The organism is Streptomyces sp. NPDC005925, from assembly GCF_040638805.1.
Taxonomy (GTDB): Bacteria; Actinomycetota; Actinomycetes; order Streptomycetales; family Streptomycetaceae; genus Streptomyces.
The window spans coordinates 32,431-48,344 of sequence record NZ_JBEXVL010000037.1 but is presented as its reverse complement, the minus strand read 5'-3'; the positions used below and the strand labels follow the sequence as shown (position 1 = coordinate 48,344).

Annotated in this window: 18 protein-coding genes; 15 read left to right on the top strand and 3 right to left on the bottom strand. The window is 71.8% G+C overall.

All coding sequences use genetic code 11. The features are described 5' to 3' along the window. The first annotated feature begins 269 nt into the window (after nucleotides 1-269). The 5 genes from ABZ354_RS26840 to ABZ354_RS26820 all read left to right on the top strand — a co-directional run bounded on the left by ABZ354_RS26840 (nucleotide 270) and on the right by ABZ354_RS26820 (nucleotide 3,090). The gene (locus ABZ354_RS26840; RefSeq protein ID WP_358660964.1) at nucleotides 270-1,007 is read left to right on the top strand and encodes a DUF2993 domain-containing protein; all 738 of its coding nucleotides are present in this window, start codon (nucleotides 270-272) and stop codon (nucleotides 1,005-1,007) included. A 335-nt stretch (nucleotides 1,008-1,342) separates the two neighbouring features. Further along, nucleotides 1,343-1,423, top strand: a complete 81-nt coding sequence (locus tag ABZ354_RS26835) for an Ms5788A family Cys-rich leader peptide (protein WP_350751515.1) — start codon at nucleotides 1,343-1,345, stop codon at nucleotides 1,421-1,423. A gap of 136 nt (nucleotides 1,424-1,559) precedes the next feature. Beyond that, a complete protein-coding gene (locus tag ABZ354_RS26830) occupies nucleotides 1,560-2,405 on the top strand; it encodes a sulfurtransferase (protein ID WP_358660962.1) in 846 nt (281 codons plus the stop codon). A 52-nt stretch (nucleotides 2,406-2,457) separates the two neighbouring features. After that, a complete protein-coding gene (locus ABZ354_RS26825) occupies nucleotides 2,458-2,745 on the top strand; it encodes a DUF1416 domain-containing protein (RefSeq protein WP_358660961.1) in 288 nt (95 codons plus the stop codon). Nucleotides 2,746-2,832: 87 nt separating this feature from the next. Then, entirely contained in the window at nucleotides 2,833-3,090 is a 258-nt protein-coding gene (locus ABZ354_RS26820; protein ID WP_358660959.1) for a DUF3099 domain-containing protein, read from the top strand. 17 nt (nucleotides 3,091-3,107) lie between these two features. Here ABZ354_RS26820 and ABZ354_RS26815 read toward each other — a convergent pair whose 3' ends face one another. Continuing rightward, the gene (locus ABZ354_RS26815) at nucleotides 3,108-3,470 is read right to left on the bottom strand and encodes a DsrE family protein (protein ID WP_358660957.1); all 363 of its coding nucleotides are present in this window, start codon (nucleotides 3,468-3,470) and stop codon (nucleotides 3,108-3,110) included. A gap of 292 nt (nucleotides 3,471-3,762) precedes the next feature. On the opposite strand from ABZ354_RS26815, the gene ABZ354_RS26810 reads away from it, so the two are divergent. The 6 genes from ABZ354_RS26810 (at nucleotide 3,763) to ABZ354_RS26785 (ending at nucleotide 9,071) form a co-directional block, all read left to right on the top strand. Then, nucleotides 3,763-4,338, top strand: coding sequence for an FABP family protein (locus ABZ354_RS26810; RefSeq protein ID WP_358660955.1), 576 nt, complete (start codon nucleotides 3,763-3,765; stop codon nucleotides 4,336-4,338). A 333-nt stretch (nucleotides 4,339-4,671) separates the two neighbouring features. After that, a complete protein-coding gene (locus ABZ354_RS26805) occupies nucleotides 4,672-5,331 on the top strand; it encodes a hypothetical protein (protein ID WP_358660953.1) in 660 nt (219 codons plus the stop codon). A 353-nt stretch (nucleotides 5,332-5,684) separates the two neighbouring features. Continuing rightward, entirely contained in the window at nucleotides 5,685-6,962 is a 1,278-nt protein-coding gene (locus tag ABZ354_RS26800) for an N-6 DNA methylase (protein WP_358660951.1), read from the top strand. Next, complete coding sequence (locus tag ABZ354_RS26795; RefSeq protein WP_358660949.1) at nucleotides 6,959-7,627, top strand: restriction endonuclease subunit S; 669 nt, start codon at nucleotides 6,959-6,961, stop codon at nucleotides 7,625-7,627. Before ABZ354_RS26800 ends, ABZ354_RS26795 begins: the two co-directional genes overlap by 4 nt. Before the next feature lie 31 nt (nucleotides 7,628-7,658). Next, nucleotides 7,659-8,096 (top strand): transcriptional repressor, encoded by a 438-nt coding sequence (locus ABZ354_RS26790; protein WP_358660947.1) that lies wholly within the window; start codon nucleotides 7,659-7,661, stop codon nucleotides 8,094-8,096. 9 nt (nucleotides 8,097-8,105) lie between these two features. After that, nucleotides 8,106-9,071, top strand: coding sequence for a folate-binding protein (locus ABZ354_RS26785; protein WP_358660945.1), 966 nt, complete (start codon nucleotides 8,106-8,108; stop codon nucleotides 9,069-9,071). Between the two features lie 12 nt (nucleotides 9,072-9,083). Here the strand turns inward: ABZ354_RS26785 and dtd are convergent, their stop codons facing one another. Continuing rightward, nucleotides 9,084-9,509, bottom strand: coding sequence for a D-aminoacyl-tRNA deacylase (dtd, locus tag ABZ354_RS26780; RefSeq protein ID WP_358660943.1), 426 nt, complete (start codon nucleotides 9,507-9,509; stop codon nucleotides 9,084-9,086). A gap of 179 nt (nucleotides 9,510-9,688) precedes the next feature. Between dtd and ABZ354_RS26775 the strand changes: the two genes are divergently transcribed. From ABZ354_RS26775 to ABZ354_RS26760, 4 genes are all read left to right on the top strand, one after another. Further along, on the top strand, nucleotides 9,689-10,411 hold the full coding sequence (locus ABZ354_RS26775) for an aerial mycelium formation protein (RefSeq protein ID WP_358660941.1): 723 nt from the start codon (nucleotides 9,689-9,691) through the stop codon (nucleotides 10,409-10,411). Nucleotides 10,412-10,516: 105 nt separating this feature from the next. Beyond that, complete coding sequence (locus ABZ354_RS26770; RefSeq protein ID WP_358660939.1) at nucleotides 10,517-11,806, top strand: GNAT family N-acetyltransferase; 1,290 nt, start codon at nucleotides 10,517-10,519, stop codon at nucleotides 11,804-11,806. 173 nt (nucleotides 11,807-11,979) lie between these two features. Then, nucleotides 11,980-12,585: a TetR family transcriptional regulator gene (locus ABZ354_RS26765; RefSeq protein WP_358660937.1), complete on the top strand. Its 606-nt coding sequence runs from the start codon at nucleotides 11,980-11,982 to the stop codon at nucleotides 12,583-12,585. Nucleotides 12,586-12,674: 89 nt separating this feature from the next. Next, the gene (locus tag ABZ354_RS26760) at nucleotides 12,675-14,729 is read left to right on the top strand and encodes an AAA family ATPase (RefSeq protein WP_358660935.1); all 2,055 of its coding nucleotides are present in this window, start codon (nucleotides 12,675-12,677) and stop codon (nucleotides 14,727-14,729) included. Between the two features lie 267 nt (nucleotides 14,730-14,996). Here the strand turns inward: ABZ354_RS26760 and ABZ354_RS26755 are convergent, their stop codons facing one another. Beyond that, a complete protein-coding gene (locus tag ABZ354_RS26755; RefSeq protein ID WP_358660934.1) occupies nucleotides 14,997-15,842 on the bottom strand; it encodes a MerR family transcriptional regulator in 846 nt (281 codons plus the stop codon). Between the last annotated feature and the right edge of the window lie 72 nt (nucleotides 15,843-15,914).

Genomic DNA, 15,914 nt, shown 5'->3' with positions numbered 1-15,914 from the left:
TGTCGCAATCCACACCAGGCCAGAAGGCCCTCACCCATTTCAAGATCGGTCAGCCGTGAGCCCTGTCACCGTCCACAACCTCCCGGGACAGAACAGCTAGAGGGCCGCTGGGGGCAGGGGGAGGCACCGCCTCGGCGGCCTGTCACAGGTGGTCGACAAATCCCCTGCCCCGCACTCCGGCAGGGTTACGCTCGGTGCCCGACGGCCGCCGGCCGTTACGACCACCCGTCGTCGATGAACGCCGGACCGGCCTAGGTGGGGGACACCACATGCGCGCACTGCGAATACTGCTGATCGTCGTCGTCGTTCTCGGCGTGCTGTTCGTGATCGTCGACCGGGTCGCGGTGACCCTCGCCGAGGGCGAGGTGGGCGACAGGCTGAAGTCCACCGAGAACCTCGCCGACACCCCGGACGTGTCCATCAACGGTTTCCCGTTCCTCACCCAGCTCGCCGGCGGCGAGCTGGACGACGTGGAGGTCGGCATCGACACGTACGAGGCCACCACCGGCGGTGGCGGCGACAAGGTCCGCATCGACGATCTCACCGCCCACATGAAGGGCGTCGAGTTCTCCGGCGACTACAGCGCCGCGACGGCCTCCTCCGCGACCGGCACGGCGACCATCACCTACGACGAGCTGATGAAGACCGCCAAGTCCGAGCCGACGCAGGTCGCGCCAGGTGTCACGGCCAAGGTCGTGGGGCTGTCCGACGGTGGCCACGGCAAGATCAGGGTCGAGGTGGAGGCCACGGTGTTCGGCGCCAGGCTCCCCGATCCGGTCTACGTGCTCAGCTCCGTCAAGGTCGAGGGCGACACGGTCCGCGTGGACGCCGACGCCCTGCCGAAGATCGGCAGCGTCGAGCTCCCCGAGTCCCGGGTCCGCGCGATAACGGACTTCGCCCAGCGCATCGAGGACCTGCCCGGCGGCATCGACCTCGACAAGGTCCAGGCGGCGAAGGACGGCGTGGAGATCTCGGTGAAGGGCTCGCACGTCCGACTGGCCGGGTAGCGGGCCGTACGGATGGAGGCGCCGCACAGACCGGTGGGCCGGACGGTGGCGGCGGCCCGGGGGACCCGGGGGACCGGCCGTCGGGCCGGACGGCGGCGGCCCGGAGATCTCCGCCCCTCGGCCTTCCCGTTGCCGGCCTCCCCCGCCCCTGACCTCGGGTGTCCGGTACGCGAGACAGTCCCGTCCGCCCCTCAGCTGTGACGCGTGCCGCGCCCGCGTCCGGGGCCGTGCGCGGACAGGCTCTGGAGCCCCTACGTCCCGGCATTCGGTCGGATGCGTCTCAGAATGCGACACCACGGTGACACGCCCGCCCCACCGTCCTTACGATCGAGTACATGAAGCGACAGGCGGACCTCACGAAGCGGCGGGCAGTGGACCTGTGCCGCGTTGCCGCCATGCTCTGTCGCCCCTTCTGACCTTTCGGCCCGGAAGCTCCGCCTTCCGCGTCCCCCGCCCTGGTCAAGGGCATCCGTGCGCCGCTCCCCGCCCGACGCCCGAGCGGGCACCTCTCCACACGCACGCCCCGCCGCAAACCGCCCGGAGGAGAAACGCATGAGCCGCAGCGACGTCCTGGTCGATGCCGACTGGGTCCAGGAGCACCTGGACGACCCGACCATCGTCATCGTGGAGGTCGACGAGGACACGTCCGCGTACGACAAGAACCACATCAGGAACGCGGTCCGCATCGACTGGACGCAGGACCTCCAGGACCCGGTCCGCCGCGACTTCATCGACCAGGCGGGCTTCGAGAAGCTCCTGTCGGAGAAGGGCATCGCCAACGACCACACGGTGATCCTCTACGGCGGCAACAACAACTGGTTCGCCTCTTACGCCTACTGGTACTTCAAGCTCTACGGCCACCAGAGCGTCAAGCTCCTCGACGGCGGCCGCAAGAAGTGGGAGCTGGACGCCCGCGACCTCGTCGCCGGCGACGAGGTGCCCGAGCGCGCGAAGACCGAGTACAGGGCCAAGCCGCAGGACACCTCCATCCGCGCCTTCCGCGACGACGTCGTCACGGCGATCGGCTCGCAGAACCTGGTCGACGTGCGGTCGCCCGACGAGTTCTCCGGCAAGCTGCTCGCCCCGGCCCACCTGCCGCAGGAGCAGTCGCAGCGCCCGGGCCACGTCCCCAGCGCCCGCAACATCCCGTGGTCGAAGAACGCCAACGACGACGGCACCTTCAAGTCGGACGACGAGCTCAAGGAGCTCTACGCCGAGGAGCAGGTGGACCTGGCCAAGGACACCATCGCCTACTGCCGCATCGGTGAGCGCTCCGCCCTGACCTGGTTCGTGCTGCACGAGCTGCTGGGCGTGGAGAACGTCAAGAACTACGACGGCTCCTGGACCGAGTACGGCTCCCTCGTCGGCGTGCCGATCGAGCTCGGCGCCAACAAGTAGCCCCTCCCGACCTCTCCCGACCGACCGTTCCAGACCCCTTCAGGAGTAAGACATGTGCGGTGCGAAGGCCGGCGGCCCGGACGCCTCGACGATCAAGCCCGGCGAGACCACGATCCAGGGTCAGGTGACCAGGGACGGCGAGCCCGTGGTGGGCTACGTGCGTCTGCTGGACTCGACCGGTGAGTTCACCGCCGAGGTGCCCACCTCGGCGACCGGGCAGTTCCGCTTCTACGCGGCCGAGGGCACCTGGACCGTCCGGGCCCTCGTGCCGGGCACCACCGCCGACCGCACGGTCGTCGCCCGGCAGGGCGGCCTGGCCGAGGTCGCCATCGCGGTCTGACCGGCGCTCAGCCGTGCGGAGGGCCGCGCCCGGGAGCCCCGGGCGCGGCCCTCCGGTGTGCCCGGCGTGCGCGTCTACGCTGGACACATGTACGCGCGTCGGCGCCACGTGTACTTCGCCATGATGGGGACGTGCCTCACGCTCTTCGTCCTGGCGTGGGCCGTGGTACGCCTCTGGTCGGTCCCGGTGGCCGTCGGCATGTGCCTGGTGGCCATGGTCATCCCGCCGCTCGCCGCCGTCGTCGCCAACCGGCGCGGCCCCGACGACCGCTGGTGGGACGATCCGTCCGGCGATCCGAAGTCCGACGAGTGGTGGGACGAACTGGACGGCAAGCGCCGCAGGTGAGGAGCGCGCCCCGGGAGTCAGTAGACCAGGGCCCGGGTGTCGTCCGCCATCGCCTCCTGCACGAAGAGCTGCGCCCCCGCGATCCGTACGCCCGGGAGCACGTCCTGCTCCGTGATGTCCCGGCGGGCCGCGCACTGCGTGCACAGCGTGACCCGGCCGCCCGCGAGCAGCGAGTCGAGCAGGTCGGGCAGCGGCGCGGCGTGCGGCAGCTCGAACTGCGCGGCGCGTCCCGGCAGCGCGAACCAGGCGGACTCGCCCGTCAGCCACAGGGAGACACTCACGCCACTGGCCACGGCCACGGCCGCGACGGTGAACGCCTGGGAGCAGCGCTCGGGCGCGTCGGCCCCGGCGGTCACCTTGATCACGAGCTTTTTCGCCATGTCCGCATCGTAGGCCGAAGCGTGATCCGGTACCCCGCAGCCCTCGCGGGGCCGTGGGTCCGGCCGGGTCCCGGCCGCGTAAGCTGGGGCCCGGCCCTGTACCGAACCCGCCGCTCACCGAGGAGCACCCCGTGGAACTCTTCTTCGAAATCCTGCTGGTCCTGGTCGCCGTCGGCGTCCTCGCCTTCGCCGGCCTGACCGTGAAGAAGCTGTACCAGGGCCAGCGCTGACCCCAGTCGCACCCACACACCACACACCTGACATACCCGACGTACCCGACGAAAAGCAGCTCATGATCGAGATCCCGTCCGACCTCCACAAGGGCCTCGTCCCGCTCGCCTTCCTGCTCGGTGACTGGGCGGGCGCGGGCGTCCACGACTTCCCCGGCGCCGAGAAGTGCAACTTCGGGCAGGAGGTCTCCTTCTCGCACGACGGCCGGGACTTCCTGGAGTACGTCTCGCACACCTGGGTCCTCGACGGCGACGGCAACAAGGTGAGGCCGCTGGAGTCCGAGCACGGCTACTGGCGGATCGACGCCGACCGCAAGGTCGAGGTCACCATGGTCCGCGACGACGGCGTGGTCGAGGTCTGGTACGGCGAACTGGCCGACAAGAAGCCGCAGATCGACCTGGTGACGGACGCGGTGGCCCGCACCGGCGCCTCCCGGCCGTACACCGGCGGCAAGCGGCTGTACGGCTACGTCAAGAGCGACCTGATGTGGGTCGGCGAGAAGCAGACCCCCGAGGTCGAGCTGCGCCCCTACATGTCGGCGCACCTGAAGAAGGTCGTCACCCCGGAGGACGTCGAGCGCTGGGCGAAGGCCCTCCCCGACGACATGCCGGACGACGGCATCGCCTTCTTCAAGTAGGCCGCAGAGCCGGTGGTGCCCGGCCGCCGAGGCAGGCGCTCTTTCCCGTCCCCCATGCCGTAGTGCATGGGGGATTTGTCTTTCGCTTCTGGGGGGTTAACAAAACCGTCTGCATAGCACTGCGGTTGCAGTCGAGGGTGGTGCGTGGCTACAGTGGAGATGTCTTCGAGAGCGAGCATGGAGGCTTCGTAAACGCGCGGAGCCCCGGTCGCACTTTGCCTGCGACCGGGGCTCCGGGGGCTGTGTCCCGGGTGGCGTGCGATGCAGAGGCGAGCCCGGAACATTCATCAATGACTGTAGCACGGTGCATCCAGGGATATACCGGGGAGAATTATGACCAATCGCCTGCCCGAATGGATGCTGCGGGACCTGTCCTTGCCCCGTCTGCGGCGTTACATCCGAGCCGCTCACGGTAACGCCCAGGCCGCAGAACGGCTGTACTGGTGGAACGTTGAAGTGTCGGCCGCGCTGTTCGGCCCCCTGCACTGCCTGGAGCTTGCTCTGCGCAACGCTCTGCACGGTGTACTCGTGCGGCACCACGCCAGACCGGACTGGTGGACGGTCGCGCCTCTGAACGAGCGAGGACTCGAGCTGGTGAGCAACGCCCAACGCTCCTGCGCCCGCCGTCTGCGGCGCACGACGCCGGACGACATGGTGGCAGAACTGACCTTCGGCTTCTGGGTCTCACTGCTTGCCTCCGGCTACGACCGGCAGTTCTGGGTGCCCGTTCTGCACTCGGCGTTTCCGCATTACGGTGGACGTCGCGACGCCCTCCACCGCAAGCTGACCTCGCTGATCCTGCTGCGGAACCGCGTTATGCACCACGAGCCGGTTCACCACCGACACCTCGCCGCCGACCATGACACCATTTACCGCGTGCTCGGCTACCTCAGTCCCGAACTGGTCAAGGAGGCGCAGGTCATGGACCGGTTCCCGGCCGTGCTCGCCGACCGGGGAGATGTCCTGCGCGGCGCCAGACCGCCGCGGTTCTGACGAAGGGAAGCGCTGTGACCGACGCCGAGTTCGCCGGTGTGCTCGTCTCCCGGTCCGAGATCGGGCGCCTCGCGGGAGTACGGCGCCCCGCCGTCACCAACTGGGAGCGGCGGCACGCGGACTTCCCCCCGCCCGTGGACCCGCGTGCGGAGACCGAGCGGTTCCGCGCCGAGGAGGTGCTGGTCTGGCTGTCCCGGCGGACCGTCCCGGCGAACGCCAGGCGCCCAGATGAACCAGCGGGAACGACATACGGCGACCGGTTCCGTTCGGGGCTGTCCGGAGGGTCACCCGGCGGGTTTCTGCGGACCGTCGAGCGGCTCGCGGGGCCTGAGTCGGACCGGATGCGGGGACCCATGCCGCTGGACCGCTACCTCTTGTGGCTGCTGTACCTCGTTCTCGACCAGATCGTGGAACGCGACGACACCCATAAGGGCATCTCGGACGGTTTCCGCAGAATGGTGCGTGAGCGCGACCCGTCCCAACGCAATGTTCCGCGCCGCCTTCTGGACGAACTTGCCCAGCATCTCGGCCGCATCCCCGTCGGCTCGGCGCAGGAAGGCCGGGCTGCATTCGACCACGCACTGGTGCTCTGGCGGGCCGCGCACGCGCGTGAGGGTGGCGCGTTCTTCACCCCCCCCTCTGTGAGCCGCATCATGGCCGGCGCGCTGGCGGCCGTACAGCCCGGGGCCGCGCGTGTGCATGATCCCTACGGCCGCACCGGAGAGATGCTCGTCACCTACCTGGACGCGGTCTCGGCACTCGGCGGCGGTGCTCCGCAGTCGATCAGCGGCCGGGTGCCCGAAGCCCTGGAACGGCATGTGGCGCAGATGAACGTCTGGGTGCACCACGATCTGGATGTGCGCCTTGACGAAGGTTCGTTCACTCCGGCACTCACCCCCTGCGCGGACCCTCCAGGCACCTTCGACGTGCTGCTGACCAACCCGCCCTTCGGCCGCCGCCTGGAGAACGTCGACCCGCCGCCGTACTGGACCTATGGCCCCGCTCAGCGGAGCGAGTTCGACTGGCTGCAGTACGTCGTCTCGCGACTCGCTCCCGAAGGCCGGGCCGCCGTGCTGCTGCCGGCCGGGGCCTCTTTCAACTCCGGTGCCGCCGAGGCGGTGCGGGCCGGGCTGGTCGAGGCTGGGGCGGTGGACTGTGTGATCGCGCTGCCCGCCGGACTGTTCACTCTCACCGCCGTCAGGACACAGATCTGGTTTTTGCGGCCACCGGATGCGGGAAAGCCGAAAGGCCCTGGGGTGCTGCTCGTGGCGGGGGAGGACCTCGGACACCGGCTCACCCGGACCCAGTGGACCCTGACCGATGACGCCATTGCCCGGCTGGTGGGGGAGTACGTGTCCTGGCACGAGGCCCGCGCGGCCGGGGGTTCCTTCGAGGGAACCCCCGGCCTGAGCCGCCTCGTGCCGCTGCAGGACATCAGGGATCAGGGCCACAGCCTGAATCCCGCACGATACGTCCGTCCGCCCCGCCAGGCTTCGGCGGCCGGTGCTGTCGGCCCGGCCGAAACCCGGGAACGGCTGGCGTGGTTGGCCGAGAGAATCGAGACCCTGCACGCACGGGCGGAGGCGTCCGACGCCGAAGCGACCCGCCTGCTCAGGAGGTACGGACTGTGACGACGGCCGAAGAGTTCGTGCCACCCGGTTGGTCGCAATGCCTCCTGCGGGACCTGTGTCCCTCGATACAGGGCGGGCCGCGCCAACGTCCCGAGGACAAGGGCCGCACCCAGGCGGGCGGCGGGGTCCCGGTCGTACTGCCCGGTGATCTGCGTGGAGGACGGATCTACTCCGAGGACCCCACGGCGGTGCCAGCGGTCGCCTGGGAATACGCGCGGACGCTCGTCAAGCACGAATTGGCGGAAGGAGACATCCTCCTGACCCGGACCGGCACCGTGGGCCGCTGCGCACTGGTCACCCCGGAACACGCCGGGTGGCTGTTCCATCCCAACCTGGTACGGCTCAGGCTGCCCGAGGGGGGGCCGGCCGACGCCGCGTTTCTCGCCGCTTGTCTGAGCGCCACTGCCGCACAAAACTGGATCAAGACGCGAACGGCAGGCGCGGTCATCCCCTCACTGAGCATCCGCGCGCTCGGCGAGCTGCCCGTCCTGCTGCCGCCCGCGACCGAGCAGGCGCGGATCGGCGCCACGCTCGCCGCCCTCGACGACAAGATCCGGGCCCACACGGAGATCGCCCGCACGACGCGCCTGTACCGCGAAGCCCTCGCCGACGCTCTGCTGAACGGGATTTTGCCGGTCGAGCCCGGGTCGGCCGCATTCGAGTGAGGCTCCTCCGGCTGGGCCTAGACTCGACGGTGTGGTGAGCACCGACTGGAAGAGCGACCTCAGGCAGCGCGGCTACCGGCTGACGCCGCAGCGCCAACTCGTCCTCGAAGCCGTGGACACCCTTGAGCACGCGACCCCCGACGACATCCTCGTGGAAGTGAGGAAGACGGCGTCGGGGGTCAACATTTCCACGGTGTACCGGACTTTGGAGCTCCTGGAGGAACTGGGCCTGGTCAGCCACGCCCACCTCGGGCACGGCGCCCCGACGTACCACCTGGCCGACCGGCACCACCACCTCCACCTCGTCTGCCGCGACTGCACGAACGTGATCGAGGCCGACCTGGAGGTGGCCGCCGAGTTCACCGCCAAGCTGCGGGAGACCTTCGGCTTCGACACGGACATGAAGCACTTCGCGATCTTCGGCCAATGCAGCGACTGCTCCCGGAAAAGCTCGACTACCGGGTCGTAGGCTAGGCATATGAAGAGCCCTCTGCTGACCCTGCCCGGTGCCGTCCCCGGCGAAGGTGTGGACGAAGGCGTCGCCGCCCACTACGGCGACCTGTTCCGCGAGCAGCGCGCCCTCGCCGACGGCACCGGCTTCGTCGACCTCTCCCACCGCGGTGTCGTCACCGTCACCGGGGACGACCGGCTGAGCTGGCTGCACCTGCTGCTCACCCAGCACGTCAGCGAGCTCCCGGTGGGGCAGGCCACGGAGGCGCTGATCCTCTCCGCCAACGGCCACATCGAGCACGCCCTGTACCTCGTCGACGACGGCGCGACAGTCTGGGCGCACGTCGAGCCCGGCACCCAGGAGGCGCTGATCGCGTACCTGGAGTCGATGAAGTTCTTCTACCGGGTCGAGGTCGCCGACCGGACCGCCGACTACGGGGTCGTGCACCTGCCCGCCGGCTCGATCGCCGAGATCCCCGGGGGCGTCGTCGTCCGGGAGACGGCGTATGGCCGTGATCTGTTCCTCCCGCGCGCGGACCTGGAGCCGTACGCGGCGAAGGCCGGCCCGGCGGCCGGGCTCCTGGCCTACGAGGCGCTGCGCGTCGAACAGCACCGGCCGCGCCTCGGCTTCGAGACCGACCACCGCACCATCCCGCACGAGCTGGGCTGGATCGGCTCGGCGGTGCATCTGCAGAAGGGCTGCTACCGGGGCCAGGAGACCGTCGCCCGCGTCCACAACCTGGGCAAGCCGCCGCGCCGGCTGGTCTTCCTGCACCTGGACGGCAGCGAGGTCCACCTGCCCGGTCCCGGCGCGGAGATCCGGCTCGCGGACGACGGGCCCGACGGCCGCAAGATCGGTTTCATCACCACGTCCGCCCGGCACCACGAGCTGGGCCCCGTCGCCCTCGCCCTGGTCAAGCGGAACGTCCCCGTGGACGCCCGGCTCCTCGCCGACACGACGGCGGCCGCCCAGGAGGTCGTGGTGGAGCCCTGACCATCCTCGTCCCTAGATCTCCAGCAGGACGGTGAACGGGCCGTCGTTCGTCAGCGACACCCGCATCGTCGCGCCGAACCGGCCCGTCGCCACCATCGCGCCCAGCGCGCGCAGCCGTGCCACCACCTCGTCCACCAGCGGCTCGGCGACCTCGCCGGGGGCCGCCGCGTTCCAGGTGGGGCGGCGGCCCTTGCGGGCGTCGCCGTACAGCGTGAACTGGCTGATCACCAGCAGCGGGGCGCCGATGTCGCTGCACGACTTCTCGCCGTCCAGCATGCGGATCGACCACAGCTTGCGGGCGAGCTGCGCCGCCTTCTCCTCGGTGTCGTCGTGGGTGACACCGACCAGGACGCACAGCCCCTCGCCGTCGATCTCCCCGACCGTCTCGCCGTCCACGACGACGCTCGCGCCGTCCACCCTCTGCACCACCGCACGCATACGCCCATCATGCCGGGCCGTGCGGGGCGGGCCGCACGGTGTGCTCCGGGTGACCCTTACCGGTGGGATTTTTCTACCGTACCCGGCCATCTGGGGCTGATCGGGAGCACTCATTCACATTGCGGCGAGTTGGGATGGCACGATGCTGCCACACGCCGGTCGAGGGGACGGTAGAGCACATGAGCACACCGAGTACGGAGCAGCCCCTGGGCGCTGTTCCGTCGACCTACGCGGGAGACGGGACCCTGGAGGGCTTCCGGGCACCCGCGCAGCGCACCGACAGCCCACGACTGCCCGGCGGTCCTCCGCCGAGCCCACCGAGCGAGCAGGGTCAGCCGGGCCGGCCGGGTCCGCCGCGTCAGCCGGTTCCGCCGGTTCCGCCGAACGGGGCGCGGTCCCGGGAGCCCGATCTGAGGGTGCTGAGGATGCCCGAGTTGCGCACCGTGCGCCGTGACGCGCAGCGCGACGAGGCCGACCTCAGCTACGTAAGGCGGCTGCTCCAGGGGCGCATCGACATCCTGCGGGCGGAGCTGGCGCGCCGCTGCCCGGCGGACACGGCCGTCGAGGCCCCGCCCGAGGCGTCCGTCGTCGACCGGCTCCCGGAGATCCTGGCCGACGGGCCCGCCCTGCACCGCTCCTCCGCGCGGCACGTGACCGTGGGGACGCCGCACAGCGAGGAGTACCGGTTGCTGGCCGCCGAGATGCTCGGCGAGATCGAGCTGTCGGATCTGGGCGCCCGCACCGACCCGGAACTGCGCGCCGCCATGGGCCGCCTGGTGCGCTACGAGCAGCAGGTCTCCCGCCGCCGGCGGCTCGTGCAGCGTACGACGGACGACTGCAGCGCGGAGATCGCCCGCCGCTACCGGGACGGCGAGGCCCAGGTGGACGACCTGCTGGTGTGACGGGGGAGTCCGGCGCCGGAGGGGCACCGGGCGCGGGCGGGAATCGGGCGTGGGCGGCAGGAAAATGCCGCGACACCCCGGCCGGGCCGACCTACCGTGGGCCGCATGACCCGCAGCGCCGCCATCGACGTACGCCCCATCGATGAGGACGAACTCGCCGACTGGCTCCGCGCCCTGAAGACCGGGTTCCTGCGGGAACCCGTGGTCGGCAGGGAGGAGCTGGCCGCCCGGGCCGAGCAGTGGGTGCCGGGGCGGCTGCTCGGCGCCTTCGACCGGGGCCGCTGCGTAGGGACGCTCCGCTCCTTCGCGCAGGAACTCACCTCGGTCGGCGGCGCGCCCGTCCCGGCCGACGCCGTCTCGAACGTCACCGTCAGCCCCACCCACCGCCGCCGCGGCCTGCTGAGCCGCATGATGGCGCACGATCTGGCCGCCGCGCGGGACCGCGGGGACGTCGTCGCGACGCTGATCGCCGCCGAGTACCCGATCTACGGACGGTACGGCTTCGGCGCCGCCACCTGGACGGCCGAGTGGACGGTCGACGTGCCCCGGACCGGCCTCGACCCGCGCCGGCCGGGACCGGACGACGGTGGCCGTGTCGACCTGGCGGACGGCGAGGAGGTGCGCAGGCTCGGCCCGGAACTGCACGAGCGGCTGCTGCGGGCGCAGCCGGGCGCCGTGAGCCGGGACGGCCTGTGGTGGCGGACGCAGACCGGTGCCGTCCGCTTCGGCCCGTCGTGGACCGAGCCCTTCTACGCCGTGTACCGGGCGGCGGACGGCACGGTCGAGGGCATGGTGTCGTACGGGGCGGACGACACGTGGGGCGACGGCAAGCAGCCGCTGAACACGGCCACGGTGGACTGGCTGATCGGTGTGACGCCTGCCGCCGAGCGCGCCCTGTGGCACTACCTGTGCTCGATCGACTGGATCACGAGCGTGAAGAGCGGCTGGCGGGCCCCCGACGACCTGCTGCCCCTGCTCTTCCCCGACCCGCGCGCGGCGAGGATCACCACGCAGGCGGACTGGCTGTGGGTGCGGATCCTGGACGTCGTACGGGCGCTGGAGGCACGGACGTACGAGGGTGAGGGCGCGCTGGTCCTGGAGGTCGTGGACGCCTGGGCGGACGGGGACGGCGGGATGGGCGGCGTCCGGGCCGGCACGGCCGGCGGACGCTACCGCCTGGAGGCCGGGCGGGACGGGGCGTCCTGCGCACGCACCACCGCGGCCCCCGACCTGACCCTGGACCTCGGCGACCTGGCGGCCCTGTGGCTGGGTGACGAGTCGGCGGTGCGGCTCGCGGCGCTCGGCCGGGTGCGGGAGGAACGAGCGGGCGCCGCCCGGACGGCGGACGCCCTGCTGCGTACGTCCCGCCGTCCGTGGTGCCCGGACCTGTTCTGAGTCCCGCCACCGGTGCGTGGCGCGACCCGTCGCCGCGCACGTGGTGATCCGCATCCGTGATCCGCATCCGTGATCCGCATCCGTGATCCGCACCCGTGATCCGCATCCGTGATCCGCACCGGTGGGCTCCGGCGCGGCGAACCGGCATCCGCCGCGCTGCGTAGGCTCGGCGTATGGCTGAGATCGGGCTGCGTGAGCGCAAGAAGCGGCGGATGTACGAAGTCGTGTCGGACATCGCCGTACGGCTCTTCCTGGAGAAGGGCTTCGACGCGGTGTCCGTCGCGGAGGTCGCCGCCGCGGCCGAGATCTCCAAGCCGACCCTGTTCCGGTACTTCCCGGCCAAGGAGGACCTCGTCCTGTACCGGATCGCCGATCACGAGCGGGAGGCGGCGCGGGTCGCGGCCGAGGGGCCGACGCCGCTCGGCGCTCTGCGGCGGCATTTCCTGGCCGGGCTGGAGCGCCGCGACCCGGTCACCGGGCTCAACGACCACCCGGAGGTACTCGCCTTCCACACGCTGCTCTACGGCACCCCGGCCCTGGCGGCCCGTGTCCACCGGTACCAGGAGCGTTCGGAGGCCGCGCTGGCCGACGCTCTCGGCGGCGATCTGGACGCACGGCTGGCGGCCGGGCAGATCGCCGCCGTCCAGCGGATCCTCGCCCTGGAGAACTGGCGGCGGATCGCGGCGGGGGAGCCCCTGGCCCACGTAGGGGCGGACGCCGTGGCGGCGGCGGAGCGGGCGTTCGGGAGGCTGGAGGCGGGGCTGCCGCACCTCGCGTAGCCGTACGGCAAGGGGAGGGCCCGGCGGAGGAAAGAACCTTCCCGAGTAAGAAATGTAACTCGGTCACATTTTCCGGTACCGTCCCTGGCATGACCTCGACCGACCCCGCCCTCCACCGCACCCTCGCCCGGGAACGCGCCCATCACGACCGGTGCCGCGCCGCCCTGTCCGCCATGGTCGACGGCGCACAGGAACAGGTCGTCACCGGCGAGGACGTCTCCGCCTCCGGCGCCGACGCCGAAGTCCTCGGCTACGGCCTGCGCAGCCGCGCCAAGGCCATGCGCGAGTTGCCCGAAGGCCCGCTGTTCTTCGGGCGCCTGGACTTCGCCCCGGGCACCGCGCAGTACGACGCCGGGCGCGCCCTGCACATCGGCCGCCTGCGGATCACCGAGGAGCTCGCCGCCCCACCCCTCGTCGTCGACTGGCGCGCACCCGTCTCCCGCGCCTTCTACCAGGCGAGCGCCCGCGACCCGCAGGGCGTCGCCGTCCGCCGCCGGTTCGGCTGGGCCCCCGGCAGCCGCGGCGCCAACACCGACCTCACCGGCCTGGAGGACGAGCACCTGACGGCGGGCGAGTCGCGGGCCAGTGAACTGCTCGCGCGCGAGATCGAACGCCCCCGCGTCGGCCCCATGCGCGACATCGCCGCGACGATCCAGCCCGAGCAGGACGACCTCGTACGCGGTGACCTCGGCCTGTCGGTGTGCGTGCAGGGCGCCCCCGGCACCGGCAAGACGGCCGTCGGCCTGCACCGGGCCGCCTACCTCCTCTACACCCACCCCCAGCGCATCCGCCGCGGCGGCCTGCTCATCCTCGGACCCAACCGCACGTTCCTGTCGTACATCTCCGAAGTGCTCCCCGCCCTCGGCGAGACCGGCGTGCGGCAGTCCACGCTCACCGAGGAGATCGCGCTGCACCCGGTCACCGGCACCGACGACGAACGGGCGGCCGTCGTCAAGCACGACGCCAGGACGGCGCAGGTGCTGCGGCGCGCCCTGTACGCGCGCGTGCGCGCCGACCGCGCCGAGTCCCTCGCCGAGTCCTTCGCCGTGCCGGACGGCGCGTACCGCTGGCGCGTCCCGGGCCGCGAGCTGGCGGCGATCGTGGCCGACGTACTGGCCGAGGAGCCGCCGTACGCCGTCGGGCGGGAGCGGGTGCGGACCCGGATCGTGCGTGCCCTGCGGGACCGGGCCGAGCGGCGCAGCGGGACGCTCGGCGCGGCCTGGGTGCGGCGGGTCGAACGGGCCCGGCCGGTCAGCGCCTACGTCGACGCCGTCTGGCCGCGCGTGCGCCCGGAGGAGGTGGTGGCCGGGCTGCTCACCGACCCGGCGCAGCTGGCGGTGGCCGCCGAGGGGCTGCTGGACGCGGACGAGCAGAAGGCGCTGCTGTGGGCGAGGCCGCCGAGGTCGTGGAAGTCGGCGCGCTGGTCGGCCTCCGACCTGGTGCTCCTCGACGAGGTCGCGGGCCTGATCGAACACCCCGGGAGTTACGGGCACGTCGTCGTGGACGAGGCGCAGGACCTGTCGCCCATGGAGTGCCGGGCCGTCGCGCGCCGCTCCGCGTTCGGCTCGCTGACCGTCCTCGGCGACCTGGCGCAGGGCACCACCCCGTGGGCGACGCGCTCCTGGCCGACGACCATGGCCCACCTGGGCAAACCGGACGCGGCGATCCTGCCGCTGACCATCGGCTTCCGCGTACCGCGCGCGGTCGTCGCGCTCACCAACCGCCTCCTCGCCCGGCTGGACGTCGACGTCCCGCAGGCCCGCTCCCTGCGCGGCGACGGCGAGCTGAACCTGCGCCCGGCCACGCCCGACGCCGTCCCGGGCACGGTCGTCACCGCCGTACGCGCCGCCCTCACCCGCGAGGGCTCCGTCGGAGTCGTCGCCGCCGACCGCGACATCCCCCGCCTGCGCCGTGCCCTGGACGCGGCGGGCGTCCCCGTGGCGGGCCCGGACGACCTCGCCGCCCGCGTGACCCTGGTGCCCGCGACGCTGGTCAAGGGCCTGGAGTACGACCACGTCGTCGCCGTGGAACCCGCCGCGATCGCCGAGGCGGAGCAACGCGGCCCGCACCGCCTGTACGTGGCACTGACACGGGCGGTGTCCCGCCTGGACGTGGTGCACGCGCGTCCGCTGCCGTTCCCATGACGGCAGACGGCAGACGGCATGACGGCAGACGGTACGACGGCAGACGGTACGACGGCAGACGGCCTGAAGGCCTGGCGTCCTGACGGCCTGAAGGCCCGGCGTCCCAACGGCTGAAGACCTGAAGGCCTGACGGCGGGGGCACGCGGCGGGGAGGGCAGGGAAACAGGGAGCAGGGACCAACAGGGAGCAGGGACCGGGAGCAGGGACCAGGGACCAGGGCCGAGAGCAGGGAGCAGGGAGCAGGGTGGAGCCGGGACGGCGGGTGGCTCACACGGCGGTCGCGAAGGGCACGGCGACGTCCATGACGTGCTCGTGGAGTCTGAGTCCGCGCCCGGGTCCGCGCCCGCCGGGAGACCGGTCCGGGTAGTAGATCTCGCGCGCGGACGCGCTGGGGCGCAGGCCGCGCCCGTGCAGCCACGCGGCGACCGCGTCGAGGGCGCCCGCCACGGTGGCGTACGCGCCCTGCCCCTTCCGCAGTTCGGTGTACGCCTGCCGGTGCGCCGGCTCCACCCGCAGCCCGACGCGCCCGCCGGGCTCGACGGGACCCTCCGTCGGCACGCACACCTGGACCGGTCCGTCGCCGTCCTCGTCGACGAGCCCGTGGTACACGGCGAACACCGGCCCGGACGGAGCGCCGCCGCCCGCGCGCAGATGACCGAACAACTCCTCGGTGGCCGCGTCGAGGAACCCCGGCAGGCCCTCCGCCGTCACATGGCCCTCCACGAAGACGACCCGCTGCTCCCCGGTCTCCCGCTCCTCGATCAGGTACGTGTCCGTCGTCCGCCCCCGCAGTACGTCCTGGACCTGCGTCACGAGCGGCCGGCGGACCCGGTGGTCGCGGTCGTGGGTCCGCCAGTAGTCGCCGACCAGTTCGGCGGCGCGCTCGCCCTCGGCCAGCAGGACGGTCCCGATGAGCCCCAGCGGCATGCCGACGGCCCGCAGCAGGGTGATCAGCCGCGCCTGCCGCAACTGGCTCGGGAGGTAGTGGCGTACATGGGTGTCGGGATCTACGTGAGCGGGCTCCAGCAGCCCCTTGTCCGCGTAGAGACGCAGTGCCTTGTGGCTGAGCCGGCTGAGGGCGGCGAACTCCCCGATGACCATCAGTTCTGGCATACGCCCATCGTGCGGCCTGTCCCGGCCGAACGGGCGGGCACGCGGCAGCGGGCCGCCGAGGTTCGACCACAT